General features: G+C 35.9%; 12 protein-coding genes, 1 pseudogene and 1 CRISPR repeat array. Of the genes and pseudogenes, 6 read left to right on the plus strand and 7 right to left on the minus strand.

Going from position 1 to position 17,140, the window contains the following annotated elements; genetic code table 11:
- Positions 1 to 19 precede the first annotated feature (19 nt).
- Positions 20 to 1,043: a CRISPR direct-repeat array (repeat unit 36 nt; unit sequence GCTATGTTTTGAAGGAAATGCTCGCTCTGCTATAAT).
- 58 nt (positions 1,044 to 1,101) lie between these two features.
- The 3 genes from cas2 to cas9 form a co-directional block, all read right to left on the minus strand.
- A complete protein-coding gene (cas2, locus tag PLA12_11335) occupies positions 1,102 to 1,461 on the minus strand; it encodes a CRISPR-associated endonuclease Cas2 (GenBank protein HOQ33091.1) in 360 nt (119 codons plus the stop codon).
- Between the two features lie 87 nt (positions 1,462 to 1,548).
- Complete coding sequence (cas1, locus tag PLA12_11340) at positions 1,549 to 2,442, minus strand: type II CRISPR-associated endonuclease Cas1 (GenBank protein HOQ33092.1); 894 nt, start codon at positions 2,440 to 2,442, stop codon at positions 1,549 to 1,551.
- Entirely contained in the window at positions 2,435 to 5,632 is a 3,198-nt protein-coding gene (gene cas9, locus PLA12_11345; GenBank protein HOQ33093.1) for a type II CRISPR RNA-guided endonuclease Cas9, read from the minus strand. The genes cas1 and cas9 overlap by 8 nt, the downstream gene beginning before the upstream one ends.
- 453 nt (positions 5,633 to 6,085) lie before the next feature.
- On the opposite strand from cas9, the gene gltX reads away from it, so the two are divergent.
- From gltX to PLA12_11360, 3 genes are read left to right on the plus strand one after another with little or no spacing between them, the layout of a single operon-like run.
- Positions 6,086 to 7,555 carry a glutamate--tRNA ligase gene (gltX, locus tag PLA12_11350; protein HOQ33094.1) on the plus strand — a complete coding sequence of 490 codons (1,470 nt, stop codon included), beginning with the start codon at positions 6,086 to 6,088 and terminating at the stop codon, positions 7,553 to 7,555.
- Positions 7,548 to 8,525 carry an ROK family glucokinase gene (locus PLA12_11355; protein HOQ33095.1) on the plus strand — a complete coding sequence of 326 codons (978 nt, stop codon included), beginning with the start codon at positions 7,548 to 7,550 and terminating at the stop codon, positions 8,523 to 8,525. The genes gltX and PLA12_11355 overlap by 8 nt, the downstream gene beginning before the upstream one ends.
- A 7-nt stretch (positions 8,526 to 8,532) precedes the next feature.
- Complete coding sequence (locus tag PLA12_11360) at positions 8,533 to 9,558, plus strand: 1-phosphofructokinase family hexose kinase (GenBank protein ID HOQ33096.1); 1,026 nt, start codon at positions 8,533 to 8,535, stop codon at positions 9,556 to 9,558.
- On the opposite strand, the gene lpxK is transcribed toward PLA12_11360, so the two are convergent.
- Both lpxK and ilvC read right to left on the minus strand, forming a co-directional pair.
- On the minus strand, positions 9,470 to 10,540 hold the full coding sequence (lpxK, locus tag PLA12_11365; GenBank protein ID HOQ33097.1) for a tetraacyldisaccharide 4'-kinase: 1,071 nt from the start codon (positions 10,538 to 10,540) through the stop codon (positions 9,470 to 9,472). The two genes, PLA12_11360 and lpxK, sit on opposite strands and share 89 nt — an antisense overlap.
- A 72-nt stretch (positions 10,541 to 10,612) precedes the next feature.
- Positions 10,613 to 11,710 carry a ketol-acid reductoisomerase gene (gene ilvC, locus PLA12_11370; GenBank protein ID HOQ33098.1) on the minus strand — a complete coding sequence of 366 codons (1,098 nt, stop codon included), beginning with the start codon at positions 11,708 to 11,710 and terminating at the stop codon, positions 10,613 to 10,615.
- Positions 11,711 to 11,829: 119 nt separating this feature from the next.
- Here ilvC and PLA12_11375 point away from each other — a divergent pair, with 119 nt between their 5' ends.
- From PLA12_11375 to PLA12_11385, 3 genes and pseudogenes are all read left to right on the plus strand, one after another.
- Positions 11,830 to 12,987, plus strand: a complete 1,158-nt coding sequence (locus PLA12_11375; GenBank protein ID HOQ33099.1) for a glycosyltransferase family 1 protein — start codon at positions 11,830 to 11,832, stop codon at positions 12,985 to 12,987.
- 2 nt (positions 12,988 to 12,989) lie between these two features.
- Positions 12,990 to 14,093, plus strand: a complete 1,104-nt coding sequence (locus PLA12_11380) for a glycosyltransferase family 1 protein (GenBank protein ID HOQ33100.1) — start codon at positions 12,990 to 12,992, stop codon at positions 14,091 to 14,093.
- Positions 14,094 to 14,105: 12 nt separating this feature from the next.
- Positions 14,106 to 14,342: pseudogene (locus PLA12_11385) on the plus strand (DUF2905 domain-containing protein).
- On the opposite strand, the gene PLA12_11390 reads toward PLA12_11385, so the two are convergent.
- Positions 14,328 to 15,008, minus strand: a complete 681-nt coding sequence (locus PLA12_11390) for an HAD family phosphatase (GenBank protein HOQ33101.1) — start codon at positions 15,006 to 15,008, stop codon at positions 14,328 to 14,330. The pseudogene PLA12_11385 and the gene PLA12_11390 overlap by 15 nt on opposite strands.
- 33 nt (positions 15,009 to 15,041) lie before the next feature.
- Positions 15,042 to 17,140 (minus strand): primosomal protein N' (gene priA, locus PLA12_11395; GenBank protein ID HOQ33102.1); only part of this gene is annotated, 2,099 nt, incomplete at its 5' end.

The following is a 17,140-nucleotide window of genomic DNA, read 5'->3' on the forward strand; positions in this document are numbered from 1 at the left end:
TCTCCCTATATGATTTGCCGCTATGTTTTGAAGGAAATGCTCGCTCTGCTATAATAGGAGTTGGGGTTTATATTTATCCTTCACAGCTATGTTTTGAAGGAAATGCTCGCTCTGCTATAATAGAAATAGCAATAGTAGTAGCGTCAGGGAAGCTATGTTTTGAAGGAAATGCTCGCTCTGCTATAATAACTGAATCTCTTCCAGTCAAAGCAATTGTGCTATGTTTTGAAGGAAATGCTCGCTCTGCTATAATTGGAGATACCAGATGGTGAATACGGGGCGGGCTATGTTTTGAAGGAAATGCTCGCTCTGCTATAATGTTCCGCCTGCGTCAATCCAGGTGATATTTGCTATGTTTTGAAGGAAATGCTCGCTCTGCTATAATAACTTGGTCATCACCTGTTCCCTCTTTTCCGCTATGTTTTGAAGGAAATGCTCGCTCTGCTATAATGTAAAATATTCTTCTTATCCTGACTTAATGCTATGTTTTGAAGGAAATGCTCGCTCTGCTATAATCGGGTGCTGGGGAAACTGATTATCAAGCTCGCTATGTTTTGAAGGAAATGCTCGCTCTGCTATAATAATCCTCAAAGTCTCCCTATATGATTTGCCGCTATGTTTTGAAGGAAATGCTCGCTCTGCTATAATTATCCGTTGTTTCATAATCAAAATCTTTTGCTATGTTTTGAAGGAAATGCTCGCTCTGCTATAATACAAAAAAAGGAAGGAGGTATAAAAAGTTTGCTATGTTTTGAAGGAAATGCTCGCTCTGCTATAATGTTGCATATTAAAAGGACGCTGAATGAATAGCTATGTTTTGAAGGAAATGCTCGCTCTGCTATAATTGAAGATATATCAATTATGCGCGGAGAACAGCTATGTTTTGAAGGAAATGCTCGCTCTGCTATAATTACAATACATAATCCCGCTATCGTCGTCGTGCTATGTTTTGAAGGAAATGCTCGCTCTGCTATAATCCACTACCGCTATACTGCGGGTCGTAGTGCGCTATGTTTTGAAGGAAATGCTCGCTCTGCTATAATCTAAAATTTATAAGTCCTTCAAACATAGTAAAAAATGGGAGTTTTTTTAAAAAAATTTTTAAAATAATAGTAATTGAGTAAGGGGTTCTTCTGCTTTTTTTCTTTTCTTCGCCATAAATATTTCCATTTTTTCAAACTGCTTATCTGTAATATAGAGTAATCGAACTTCTCCTCGCGGTGGAATTGCTTGGCGTATTCGTTTTTTAAAAGGTTCACTTACTTCTTCATTAGGAAAGTATCTTCCATAAACAGAGAACTGCAACATCGAATAACCTTCTCTCAATAACATATTGCGGAATTGTGTTGCATGTCTCCTATCTTCTGTTGTTTCCACAGGCAAATCAAACATAGCAATCATCCACATACCTTTATATCCTGATATTTGAAGTGTTTTACTTTTATCTTTTCTTTTGCTCATAGTTTATTTATATTCTCATCCGTTTTTCATTCTTGTACTCATGGCTCTTCTCTTTTACCACTATTGACACAAATTAACATAAATAATTTACACAATTTCAGGTAATATCAATGTTTTTCTTTTTCCTTCAAACATCTGGGCAAGCGATACTGCCGTTCGGAAAGTAATATCAAACAAATTTCGTTCTTCATCATCCATTTTATATCTCTTTAATAAATTCTGTATTAAATACTGCTTGGCTTCTTTATTCAATTCTATATAAGCATCCTTTCCTTTCATAAATTGGACAACTGCAAAATCAACAATAGGTCTATAAGGTTCCATTAAATCATCCGCCAGACAAAAGGGATTATACCGATTGTGATGATGTATTCCAATAGATGGGTTTAACCCTGCACTTACGATGGCTCTTGCTGTAATCCCTCGCAATACAGCATAACCATAATTTAACAATGCATTAATTCCACCTCCTTCAGGATTTCTATGAAACTCATACTCCGCAGGGAAAAGAAAGCTCCAATATTTCCTACTTGCTAATCCTTCCACATTATCCGGGTCGCCCGATTGCACCCTATCCGCTAATGGAATTAAACTTTTATCATCACCGTATAATTCTAACAATAACCTTCCTTGGGCTTGAACTTTCGCTTTAATAATCTGTTGCCAGGCTCGTTTTCGTATAGGCAATGAACACTCAATTTGATATTGTAATCGTTCCATTTGTAAATGATGACCAACTAATGGATACATCATACCGATGGGCATTCGCTTTTCATCACAGGTAATAAAAACTGCACCATATTTCATCAATCCCGATAACACAGGTTGTGTCAAACTTACTGCTGGATTTGAAACAATAACCACGGCTATTTCCGCCAGAGGAATAAAGGTTTCCTTTTCCCCTTGTGTTATTGCTAATCGGTCTAAATCTATGTTGAGCCTACCACCTTCTTCGGATAGGTCTATTATATGTTCAATCATTAGCCGGTTGAATTATCCCTATTGGTGTAATTGCTACCTTTTTTATATTTGTTTCTTTTAATACATTAGGTTCCTTTATCAAGCCTTTTAGTTCATATTGTTCTACTTTTGCTTTATAATGTGGCTTAAATCTTATTTTTATATTATTATTACTTAAACCTATTCCTATTATTAGATAATATCCTTCTTTTCCATCAGATCCTTTCATTTGAACCATGTCTTTTTTACAAAGGCTAAATAAAAATTTAGCGTTTTCATCTACACTTCCATCTTCTCTAATTAATTTTTTGATTAGAATGCTTTCCCCTCTTTTTCTTCGTTGTATGGCTTCATACATACTTACAACATAGCCTTCCCATTTAGTTCTCCCTTTTTTATCTTTTGTCTCAAAAATTTCAATATGATGATTTTCATCTGAAGTAACATATCTTACTCGTTCTTTCTCCCCGACAGGGAACACAGGCACTTTCTTCTTTATGCGAACGGATTTAATAGGAATTTGCAAACCTTTTTTATTCGGCATAAGTGGATAATTCATAGGGTCTGCAAAAGCCTTTTTCGGGTCGCCACCTAATTCTATTAATTTATCCTGAACTGCTTTTCTTACGACCGGGTCCACAATATCATCTATTTCGCCTTTAGAAATATTACTTAATGATTTTCTTACATGCACCACTGTTTCACCATTTTTATCTAATTTTGGTGGACTGTAATTGGTTTCTTCATGGAGCCGTCCACTTACTTTCCGTTCAGGGCGATGTGAAACGATAATGCTTAATACTTTTTCTTCTGCCTCTTCTGTCATTGATGGCCATGGTGGTTCAATAAATCGCCACCATTTCTTATTTTTTCTTTCTTTAGTAGGAATATTTTCAGCCTGTTCTGAAATGCGTTTTACCATCGCAGGAGATGTTATTGCAATAACAATGGCATCAATAGCATGTTGACGATGGTCATCACGATTTTTTTCCGCATCGCCTAAAATTCTATTCAAATTCCACATACGGCGTATAACCGAAGTTACTGAACCACTGATAGTAAATATATGCTTGCGATATTCACTCCCATACAATAAGCCGCAATACATGCATGCTTCTCTGGAGGCATACCTTGTATCGTTCAATTGAGCACTGGAAAATTTATCAATAAAATCTTCCAATGCTTTTCCATGCAATTTAAACCGTCGTAATTTTTCCTCAGAAAAATGCGAATTAAATTTTTCAACTCGACTTAAAATTTGTTCCCACTGATTTTCATCGTAAGCATACGCCTCAAAGGGTGTTTTATTATGTTTCCTTGTTCGATTCTCTTCGTGATAGCATAGCGTTTTGTTCTTAAAAGAATCATCCAGACAACGACTCAAAGGAATAATATGTTCAATATCAAATTGGGGTTCACTTCCAAATAAAGCGGTAAAACTAATGGAACGCCCCGTGTAAGGACATACCCAGCTACATTCTTCCGCTAACATGTATTTTTCTATATCACTTCTTGTAGGATTTGGTATTCCTTGATTTATAAGTTTCTGTCTTATTTTACTTCGAACTTCTTCTAAATCACGATTATTTTTCCATATTTTTTCTCTTTCTTTCTTCGTATTTCGTAAATCTTTTGCGCTTTCAATTCGAATAAATCTTGGTTTCCCGTATCGTTTTACAAGTTCATTAACAATTTTCCTCATTTCTGCTAATGTTCGTGTTACCGTTGGATTTCGAATTTCGCCAATAGGTGCTTCCTCTAACGGTGGCAATAGGTCTACTTTGAATTCATCTCTCACATTGTCCATTCCATAAATTTCTTTAACTAATTCTCCATATCGTCTACCTTCTTCCAACCCGGGAAGGAATTTATCTATTGCCTGTCGTGATAAATTGCAATAACTATCCTCAATTTTTATTTCTGAAATTTGAAGTGCCTCATCCTCGCTAAACTTCCAATGTTTTATTAATCTTTTCTCTAATGCTTTATTGTTCACGATAGAATAAATGTCCTCTACCAGTTTATCGCGTTCTTCCGTACTCATATTATCCCATCGTTCACCTATCACCTCACGAATAGCACTTGCTGTTCTATTACCCGGAATTTTCTTCTCCCCACCTTCTTCCAAATTAAATTTTACGGTTTTCGGCAAACCTAAAATCTTTCTGAGTTGTGCAAAAGTCGCATCCCCATTTTTCTCAAGATAATCAATCAGCAATCTTCGTTCTTCAACTGTCAATGGTCTTTTATTAAGCTTATCTTCTTTAATTTCAAGGTCGTTTACTCTTTGAAGCAAACGAAACCGTTGGGCTTTAAGTATAACCCAGGGAGCCCGTCTTCGATTGCGTTGTGCTCCACGGGCAATACATTCAAATTGACAAAAACCGATTTTTTCTTTTTGAGATTTTAAGGGTCGCTGATAGAAAATGGCTTTAAAAACCGACTTTTTATTTTCATCATTTAATATATCGGGGTAAAATTGAGCTTGGTAATCCCATATCGCATAAAATTCCTGCTCATACATATCCCGAGCAGTCCATCTTCCACGGATTCGCTTTTGTTGTGCAATCGGGTCAATTTTAGCAAAGTATTCACCTAAGGTCCTTGTTCCTAAACATGCCATTTCTTTGCGAATCTCTGCAATTCCTTCTTTAACTTTTCCTTTCTCTTCATCATCTTTTTTCTGCCCTCGCCGATTGCTTAGGAAACCTCGTCGTTGTCCTAAATGATACAAAACTCGTCCTAATGCATAAGGTTCCAATTTCTGTTCGACTGCCAAAGAACGCAGATAATACAAAAAAATCTGATTCAAACGGTTCTTCTCATATTCTGGCAAATCCTCCTTTATATACATCTTCCGTAATTCTTTATCTAAATTATCTATTATATTTTTTCGTTCTAAACTATCGTTCATATTTCCTTCGGGTAAAAGTTTTATTTGCTGTAATACATTGGCTAACTTTCGATACCTTCTTGCTCTTCTTTCAATCTGTCGTCGAACCAATCGAGCATCGCGCCGTTTTTTGTTGCGTGATTCTTCTTTGCCACTTTCGTATTGCCCTTCCATACCCGCTTCAAATACACGCACACCTACTCTTTCAATTCCACAGGGATTATCATCATTATCCAGTTTAATTAATGCCCAACCAATTGAATTGGAGCCTAAATCAAGACCTAATAAATAAGGGCTATAATGATTTAATTCGGACATAATAATGCCTCCTTTTTCAGGTTGTTTATAAATTTGTCAATAATTTACTATTATTGCAAATTTCACTTGACATATCAAGTTTTTTTGGGTATAATAAATTTAGATTATAGCAGAGCGAGCATTTCTCCTCTTAACATAGTAAGGAGTTCTGCTCCGTGCGTGTAGCCGTCATGGTCAAGCGTAGCGCCTCCCAGTGGGGCGCATTATTTTTTTTAAACCTCCTTAATTTCTATTTAATAAGACGGGTTAAAGTAAAAGTATCACTAATTTAATCATTCAACATTATTCTTTTTACAAAATATTAGGAAATAAATAACGAATACCTGCTACGGATTGTTCTTATGCTATTTTTATCTATGTGAAAAATTGTAGATATTCATGGTATTATAGAATCCCTTTATTCATTAAAACTAAATTGTGAATTATAACATGTGAATTATAACAAGGAATATTATGGTTCGAACACGAATAGCACCTTCTCCATCTGGTTTTTTGCATATAGGCACATCAAAAACGGCTTTGTATAACTGGCTTTTTGCTCGAAAGAATAATGGAACCTTCATTTTGCGTTTAGAGGACACCGACGCGGAAAGAACAGATGAACAGTATGTTCAAGGTATGTGTGAAGGTTTTAAGTGGTTAGGGATTGATTGGGATGAGGGACCTCCTTTTGGTGATGTTCCAGAAAAAGGGAATTACGGACCTTATCGTCAAAGTCAGAGAAAAGAACTTTATAAAAAAATGGCATACCAACTTTTAGAACAGGGTAAAGCCTATAAGTGTTTCTGTTCTAAGGAAAGTCTGGAATCGTACAAAGATGAAACAGGAAACCTGTATTACCCGGGATTTTGTAGAAATTTAACACCGGAACAAATTCGTGAGAAAGGTAATGCCCCTTATGTTATTCGTTTCCGTGTGCCTGAAGGTGAAACAGTTGTCAATGACCTTATTCAAGGAACAGTTGTTTTTAAAAATAGTCAATATGATGATTTTATTATTCTCCGTGCCAATGGGGACCCTGTGTTTCATCTTGCAGTTGTTGTAGATGATATTACTATGAAAATAACTCATGTTATCCGCGGCGATGACCATTTAACAAACACACCTCGTCATATTATGCTTTTTAATGCTTTAGATGCACCTCTACCTCACTATGCTCATCATCCATTGGTCCACGATGAACAAGGGCGAAAATACAGTAAAAGGCTTCATGGTGCCAATGTATTAGACTGGCGCGATGACGGTTATTTACCTGAAGCCATTTTAAATTATGTGGCACTTTTAGGTTGGACTTCTGAAGAGGAAAATCGTGAATTTTTTACGATACCTGACCTCATTGAACATTTTTCAATCGAACGAATTAATAAGTCGTCTGCCCGATTTGACCGTAAAAAGTTAGAATGGCTCAATGGCTTGCATATTCGCAATTTACCCGTTGAAAATCTACGAGACCGACTTATCCCTATACTTGAAAAACACGGTTTTGATACATCCTCGAAAAGCAAGGAATGGTTGACCAAACTTGCTCAAATCTGTCAGGAAAAGTTGCCTACTCTGAACCGCATTGTTTTCCTTTCCGACTTCTTCTTTAAAGATTTTGACACCTATGAACCGGAAGCCGAGGCAAAACTATGGAAAGCACCTGAAATCACCATAAATTACCTAAAAAATATTCAAAATAAACTATCCTCGGTATCTATATGGGAACATGACCCATTAAAAAAGGCTTTTGAGGAAGTTTGTGCTGAACTGAATTTGAAATTAGGAGCATTGGTAAATCCTACTCGACTTGCACTTACGGGTAAATCCGTAGGTCCGGGATTTTTTGAACTTGTAGAATTATTAGGAAAAGAAAAAACTTTGGAACGACTTTCCAGAGCCATTGAATATTTACATAACAAAGGAGGTATAAACTGTGAGTAAATATATCGTTGGTGTTGATTTAGGTGGCACAAATATAAAATCCGCCATTGTTTCAGAAGAAAAGAAAATTATTGTAAAGACAAGTGTCCCTACCCCAACGCAGGAAGGACCTAAAGCCATCATGGATGCTATGGCAAATGTGGTGCAAGAGTTAATGAATAAGGAAGGCATAACCAATCAAGATATTTTAGCCGTTGGCATTGGTGCACCGGGTCCCATGAATTGGCAAACAGGTATTGTGTATAGCCCACCTAATCTTCCCGGTTGGCATAATGTTCCGTTAGCCGATGAAATGAAAAAACGATTGAATGTCCCTTGTTATATTGAAAATGATGCCAATGCCGCATGTTTCGGTGAATACTGGTTAGGTGCTGGGCAAGGTTGTGATTGTATTGCAGTGCTAACTTTAGGCACAGGAGTAGGCGGTGGTATTGTTGTTTTCAAAAAGCTGTTACGCGGAATTGATGGAACAGCAGGCGAATTAGGGCACTTGAAAGTTCAGAGAGAGGGTAGATTATGTGGTTGTGGGTCAAAAGGTTGTCTGGAAGCATACGCTTCTGTGACAGGAATGGTGCGAACGGCACAAGAAGAAATTGAAAAAGGTAAAAAAACAATCCTGACAGAAATGTGCAATAACAATATTCATGCCATCACAGGGAAAATGATTTTCCAAGCAGTTGAAAAAGGGGATGTTCTTGCCAAAGAAGTTTTTAATGAAACTGCAATATGGCTCGGTTTGGGAATTGCCAGTATCGTAAACATGTTAAATCCGGAAAGGGTAATTCTTTGCGGAGGAATGATAGCTGCTGGAGATATTTTATTTAATCCCGTTCGTGAAACAGTTATGAAAAATGCTTTTGAAGTTCCGGCAAAAAGATGTGAAATTGTCCCTGCAGGTTTAGGTGAAGATAGCGGCGTAATTGGATGTGCTGGTTGTGCCTTAACACGATATTACGAAGAACATAAATAATTGCTCTATGTTTCTTACAGTTACTCCAAATCCTTGCATTGATAAAACAATCTTTATTTCCAAATTTAAGCCCGGCGATAGAGTTCGCTCTAACAAATATACACAAATATCTGGCGGAAAAGGGAACAATGTTGCCCGCGTTTTAGTTACACTTGGCTTTCAGGCAGGGGCTTTATTATGGGTTGGCGGTTATACAGGTAAGCAAGTAGTTAAAATGCTACAAGAAAATGATAAAGTGAAATGTTTCCCTGTATGGACAGAGATACCCACAAGGACAATCACTACCATTTTAGAAGAAGAAAACGGAAGACAAACTGCTTTTTTCGAGCCCGGACCTCGAATATCCCCACAGGAATATAATAATTTTATCCAGACATTTAATAAGGTTATATCTTCTTATAAAATACCGATTGTTGTTCTTTCTGGAACCGTTCCTGACCCTAAAGTAGCCTTTTTATATCAGGATTTAATTCAGATAGCGAATAAGCAGGGAATAAAAGTTATTCTTGACACTTATGGAAATGAATTTTCTGAAGGAATCAAAAGCAATCCTTATATGGTTAAACCCAATGTAGAGGAATTAACTAAATTTTTAAATGCCGACTTGAAGGATATAAATTCGCGAATAGGAGCTATTCAATACTTACACAAAAAGCATAAAATTCCCTGTGTTGTTTTATCTATGGGGCGTGAGGGGGCGCTTGTCTGTTGGGATAATACCTATATTCATATAATTCCACCAAAAATCAAAGAAATAAATCCCGTAGGGTCTGGAGATGCCCTTGTTGCCGGCTTTACAATTGGTTTATATAAAGGATTTTCTATTGAAGATACAGGAAGATTAGGTGTAGCATTAGGCACTTCCAACGCTATGACGTGGGACATAGGAAAATTTGAAATAAGAGATTTAATCAATATCTACGAACAAATAAAAATATACAAAATCAATCCCATAAATAATCAGAAAGTCCAATACAAAGAGCATACACCTCTGCCTGTTCTTCTCCCAAAGTTAAAAAATTCTTCTCTGTAGTCAAGATAACTCGCTCTCCTTTTAATATTTTATTCGGTATAGGTGTATGGTCGCGATATATATAGACATTCTTAATATTAATTTGTTGTTGTTCTAACATATTCAAAAAGGAATTGGGACTTCCTATCGCACAGAAGACATCTACATCCTTACCTCTGAAGTAATCCACAGGAAATTGATTTGAAGAATTTATTTTTTTCCAATATAACGGTTTATAGTATATCCATCGCATCTTTTTCTCGGGAAACATATCTTTCAGAAAATTTTTTAACTTTTCCAATCCTTCTTTGGGTACCAGGTCGCAATGTGTTATCCATATTTCCGTTGCTCTATGCATAGCATTTATGGGTTCTCTTAAAATACCCGCGGGAAAAATAAGTCCATTACCCCACGGATTTAAGGCACTTATCAATAATATATTTTCGTTGCGCCCTAACATTAAGTATTGATAAGCATCGTCAAGTATGACAATATCAAATCCCCGTCGTTCTGCCCATTTCACGGCTCTTATACGGTTTGGGTCTTTAATTACATGAATACCGTGCAAACGATATAATATCAACGAAAGTTCATCCCCTAACACTCTATAAGCTTTATTCCAAGACAATATAGTTTCTTTTTGTGGTATATCATCTTTTTCGGATTTATATTTTCGGATACAAACTTTTCCTTCCTGAAAAATACCTTCAACAATACCTTGAAATTTTTCGGCTTTGTATCCGCGGCTAATTACACAAACCTTTTTCTTGTTATCTTCCTGTTCCTTTTCCGCCCGTTCTATAACTGCAGGTGTTTTTCCAACCCCTCCAACTGTGATACCCCCAAAACTTACTGTATATATCGTAGGTGTATATACTGTTCTCTTTGAACGAACCCATATTCCCCACCTCTGGAAATAACTTAAACCTTTTAACAAAGGTTGTAAAATCGGTGGCGGTCCTTGCTCCCTGTAAAGATATGTTTCAAAAATTGGCTTTTTCATAATAACATCATTACAAAAAAGTCCGGGAAGTTTCACTTCCCGGACATAATTATCAACACGCAGGTATTTAAATTAATAATTGGTTCTTCCCTGCGTCCCAACTTTTGACTTAATCTGCTTACTTGTAGGTTCTTTAGGTCTTAATTCACGACATGCTTTCCCAGCAAGCCACATTTCACTATTTGCCATTTCTGCGAGTTCTTTTTGCAATTCCTGTTTATAATTAGGATTGCCCAGCGATTTTAATACGCGTTTCGTTTCCGCCCCTTCCTTCACGCGTTTATATAACTCACGGAACACAGGAAGTGTTGCTTTCTTAAATTTAGGTTTCCAATCCAAAGCACCGCGTTGTGCTGTAGCAGAACAATTCTGATACATCCAATCCATTCCGTTCTCATCAACGAGACGAATTAAACTCTGGGTAAGTTCTTCTACTGTTTCATTGAAAGCCTCACTGGGAGTATGTCCATTCTCACGCAACACCTGATATTGGGCTTCCATAATACCTGCAAGGGCTCCCATTAAAACACCTCTTTCTCCTGTCAAATCACTGTATACTTCATTTTCGAATGTTGTCGGGAATAAGAAACCCGAACCAATGCCAATACCCAGTGCTAAACAGCGTTCCAATGCCCTACCGGTATAATCTTGGGCAACAGCATAACTGGAATTAATACCGGCACCACTTAAGAAATTTCTACGGACAGAGGTACCTGAACCTTTCGGAGCGACCATAATAACATCTACATAATCAGGTGGAATTACTTTTGTTAAATTCTTATATACAATAGAAAAACCATGAGAGAAATACAATGCGTCTCCAGGTTTTAAATGTTTCTTTACATTAGGCCAGATGGCTTTTTGTGCTGCATCGGAAACTAACAATTGAATAATTGTTCCTTTTTCACAAGCTTCTTCTATATCAAATAAAGTTTTACCGGGCTTCCAGCCATCTTTTACTGCACGGTCCCAATCGGATTTAAAATTTGGATCCTGACCTATAATTACATTGAAACCGTTATCACGCAAATTCAAACTCTGCGCCGGTCCTTGGACACCATACCCGATAACAGCAATTACTTCATTCTTTAATACTTTCCTTGCCTTTGCCATAGGAAATTCTTTTCGTGTTATCACTTCTTCTTTTGTCCCACCAAAATCAATAAGCATTGAAATACTCCTTCTTTTAAGGTTAATGTTTATTTAGAAATTGCATTTTAAATTGCATAAACACCCAACATTATAATATTTTATCGCTTAAACATATTAAATTACAAAAGCAAACATTTATGTATAACTTATCTGATTTAAAAAATTTATCCGTAGCCATTGACATCACCCCATTACGAGGGGAAAAGACAGGTATCGGTAATTATGTTCATTATACACTTAAATATTTATTATCAGAATACAATGACTTGCAAATAAATGGGTTTTCTTTTGGTCTTCACCAATTTCAAAAAGATTCTCACGAAATAGTAAAAAAATTACACAGAAATAGACATATTCCCATCCCTACAAGAGTATTATATAAATGGTGGAAACACTTTAATTATCCACGAATAGACTACTTTTTGAAAGATATTTCCATTCTTCATTTTACAAACTATTATCTTCCACCAATCCAAAATAAAAACACAGTCTTATCCATTTATGATTTATCGTTTTTAACCAATCCTCAATGGGTCAGTCCTCAAATCATAAACTTATTCAAACCCTTTATTTTAAGTTCTGCTCAAAGAGCTACTCATATTATTACTTGTTCAAAAAGAAGTAAAAAGGATATAGAGGCGTTATTAGGTATTTCATCTCAAAAAATATCTGTCGCATATCCTGGTTTTGACGACACTATTTTTCTCCCAATAGATAAAGAAAAAGCCCAAAATTATTTAGAAAAACACTACCATATATCACCTCCTTTCATTCTCTTTGTTGGCACTATTGAAGAAAGAAAAAATATAACAGGGTTACTTAATATCTATGAAAAGATACATCGTCAGATTCCTCATAAACTTGTTCTAATAGGGAAAAAAGGATTTTATGCAGATAAAATTCTATTAAAAATTCAAAAGTTAGAATGTTCTGATAAAATTGTTTATTTAAATTACATACAAGACCATACTGAGTTAAAATGGTTTTACAACTCTGCGGATTTATTTGTATTCCCCAGTTTTGATGAAGGTTTTGGAATTCCACCTCTCGAAGCCATGGCTTGTGGTTGCCCAACAATCGTTTCTAATCAAGGGGCTTTGCCTGAAGTTGTTGGAACCAGAGGTATTACAATAAACCCTCAGGATATAGATAGTTTTGCAGAAATAATACTCAATATTTTATCTGACAAAAAAATGCTAAATGATATGGTATCAAACAGTATTTTGCAGGCTAAAAATTTTAGTTGGATAAAAACGGCTGAATCTCATTTTAAAGTTTATAAAGAATTAGGATAAATATGACACGCATTTTATTAAACGGTTTTCAGATAGGCAATTTAAGCGGAACAGGAAGATATACCGAAGAACTAATAAAGGCTCTCATCAATATTCCTGAAGAACTACAAATATTACTTCCTTCCTCAAGACCTTTATCTGTATCATCTGACAAATTATCTATTCTACCTCTACCCAATAATAGATATATCACAAGATTTATTCAATTCTTCCTTTTAAAAAAGTATTTCAAAGAATTTCAACCCGATATTGTTCATTATCCCGCAACTTATGGATACAAATTAGGGAATGTCCCTCATATTACAACGGTTCATGACCTCGCTTTTTTAGAAAATCCACACTGGTTTCCAATCCATTATCAATGGTTCTATAAAAAAAGAGTTGAGGAAACAATAAAATTCTCTCATCGGATTATTACCGATTCCTTTTTTTCTGCAAAAGAAATACAAAAGCATTACAGCATTAATAAAGATAAGATTGATGTAATATACCTTGGGATAAATGATTTCTTTAAACCCCAGACAAAAGAACAAATAGAAACGATTAAGAATAAATATAATCTTCCTCAAAAATATATCTTATATGCTGGCACATTAGAACCCCGAAAAAATATTCCATCTCTGATTGAAGCATGGTCAAACATTGCAAATAAAATTGATAATGACCTCGTTATTATCGGACGAACAGGCTGGAAAACAGATACTATTGAACAATCCATAAATAAATCAAAGTATAAAGAACGAATTCATAGATTGGGGTATATCTCAGACGAAGATTTATCCGTTATTATAAGTGGAGCAGATATTTTTATCTATCTAAGTTTTTACGAAGGTTTTGGCTTACCACCTCTTGAAGCAATGAGTTGCGGGACGCCCGTAATTGCTTCTAATTGTGGTAGTCTTCATGAGATACTTGGTGATAAAGCTGTGTTGGTTGACCCTTATAATATTCAGCATATTGCTGAAGCAATCTACTACCTATGTGAAGACAGTACCAAAAGACAGGAATTAAGTCAAAACGGTATCGTCTACACTAACAATTTTACATGGCAAAAGACCGCTCAAAAAACGCTTGAGATATATAAAAAGTGTTTAGACCCATATTGATGGAGGTCGGAAATGGAAAACCTTGCAAAATACTTTTTTACCTTTGGGCTTATATTCCTATTCATCGGAGGAATAATCTGGTTCTCTAATTTCCTGCCCTTCAAATTAGGAAAACTTCCCGGAGATATAAATCTTGAATAGGAGAAAGGAAAATTTTATTTTCCAGTAACCACTTCTATCATTTTGAGTTTAATACTTACTGTCATTATCAATCTTATCATATTTGCTTTAAGTTTATTCCATCGCTGAACATTTTTCTCCACATTTTTGTTTTAACAAATCCAGAGAAAACTGACCTAAGTCAGGAAGAACAAAATCTGCAAGTGAAATATCTTGCTTGGGACGGTCGGGTCGTGCCAGAGCCACACAAAACATACCTGCTGATTTTGCGGCATTAACCCCTACCGTAGAATCTTCAAAAACAACACATTGTTCTGGTTTTACCTTCAATATCTCACTTGCTTTTATATATCCTGCAGGATGAGGTTTGCCAGGATAATAATCCTCCTTCCCTAAAAATAAAGATATGTTTTTTTCTATACCTAACCTGTGAATGGCTTCTATAACATCTTTACGATAAGAACCTGAAACAATGGCACATATATAATTTGTTGAAAGTTCTTTTAACAGTTTTATGGATGAAGGTATTGCCAAAGGCATTCTTTCCGCATGTTTATTAAAATAGGGATATACTTTTTCTATAAAATTAGGCATTTCACTCTTTAACTCGGGATACTTTTTTTCCAACTCCTCGTAAATATACTCCCATGAATTGCCATAAACAAGGTCAACGGCATAGTCATAACTCACATCAAATCCTTTATCTAAAAGATATTCATGAACAGCATATACCCAAATAATTTCAGAATCCATCAAAGTTCCATCTAAATCGAAAATAAACGCTTTAACTTCCATACTTCACCTTTCCTGATTTTATACAGCAGTATTTTAATATATTTCATAAGGGTCTACATCAATTCGTAGTAAGAGTTTACTACTTGTTTTTTGAGTGTGGAAATAGTTGTTAATATCTCTTGCTATGGCGTTAATAGTTTTCGTGGCTTTTCCCAATAAGGCAAATTGCCAACGAAATCTTCCCTGAACCTTGCGTATGATAGCAGGAGCAGGACCTAATATATTACAGTTATTCTGTTCTAAATTAAGATTCTTTTTGGAATATTGAACAAGATTATACACTATATCCTTTACTTCTTTTTCATCTTCTGATTCCAATCCGAATTGAATCATACGATTATATGGCGGATAACCTACAATTTTACGATTCCTCAATTCATACTCTGCAAATAACTCATAATTATGACTTTGGATAGATTTGATTACATAATGGGCAGGCATAAATGTTTGTATAACCACTTCTCCCCCTCTTTCTCTCCTGCCAGAACGACCCGCCACTTGCATAAGTAATTGAAAGACAAATTCAGTAGAACGGAAATTAGGGATGGACAAACCTATATCCGCATTCAAAACTCCAACCAGTGTAACATTAGGGTAGTCGTGTCCTTTAGCAATCATCTGAGTTCCAATAAGAATATCTATTTTATGCTCGGCAAATTTTTTTAAAATAGAATACCCCCTGCTTTTCGACATAGTAACATCCGTATCCATTCTCGCAATGGATGCCGAAGGAAAATGCTGTATTAACAAATCCTCTATTCTCTGTGTTCCTGTGCCTATCAGAACCAAAGGGGTTGTACCACATTCCCCACATTGCACCGGTCTGGGTTGCTTATAATTGCAATAATGGCAACGCACTGTTCCATCGTATCTGTGATAATTCAAACTTGTATTGCAATTGGGACATGACACTATCCAACCACAGGATGGACACATAGATATAGGCGAAAAACCACGGCGGTTAATTAATAAAATAGTTTGTTCTCTTCTACTAAGTCGTTCATTTATCTTTTCCCGTAATGCCATTGAAAGCACAGGTTCTCCAGAGGATTTATCCGTTTCTTTTCTCAAATCAACAATATGAATAGAAGGTAATGAGCCAGAAGCAACTCTCTGTGTCAATCGTAGTAAATGATATTTAGATGATGAAGCATGCACAAAAGACTCTAAGGATGGCGTTGCTGACCCCAAGACACATACAGCAGAGTTTATCTGGGCACGCATAACTGCGACATCTCGTGCATGGTATCGAGGAGTTTCTCCCTGCTTATAGGTATGTTCATGTTCCTCATCTACAATAACAAGCCCTAAGCGCTGTAAAGGAGCAAAAATTGCAGAACGGACACCTACAACCACATTTACTTTTCCTTCTTTTATTCTTCGCCACTCATCAAATCTTTCACCCTCACTTAAACCACTATGCAAAACAGCAACTTGTTCCTTAAATCGTGAATATAATCTGGCAATAGTTTGGGGAGTAAGAGAAATTTCCGGCACTAAAAGTAAGGATTGCAGTCCACATTCCAATGCCTTTTGAATAGTCTGTAAATATACTTCTGTTTTACCAGAACCTGTTACACCAAAAAGCAAAAAAGTCTTAAATTGCCGTTTTTGAATTGCATCAGATATAGATTTTACACATAACTGTTGCTCTTCATTTAAAATTATTGTTTGTTGGTTCTCAAAGGATTCCGTATATTGATATACTCTGGGAGTTCTTAGGACATTTTTGGGTATTAATTCTACCAACCCTTTCCGTTTGAGTGATGAAACAATATTCCTACTAACCCCTTGTTTCTGAATTAACTCTGAAAGTGGATATTCTTTCCCTTCGTGTAATAAAAAAAGGTAAGTCTTTACCTGTTGAGGTGCTTTTTTTTGCCAGATTAAAATATCTTCCTGCGTAATCGTTTTATCTTTTCTCAATCGCACCCCTATTTCTTTTTTTACTTTTTCCTGAATGCTTATTGGTTCAACAATAATTCTTATTAGCCCATCTTTTAGTAAAAGAGGAATCTCATTTTCTACCTCTTCATTTCTAATTTTTCTCTTTAATTCTTTTAAGTCCAGAGGTCTATCTTTGAGAACTTCAAAAATTTGATATGGGAGGCTACCCGGCAAATAATTACATG

The sequence above is a fragment of the Candidatus Hydrogenedens sp. genome (assembly GCA_035378955.1).
Taxonomy (GTDB): Bacteria; Hydrogenedentota; Hydrogenedentia; order Hydrogenedentales; family Hydrogenedentaceae; genus Hydrogenedens.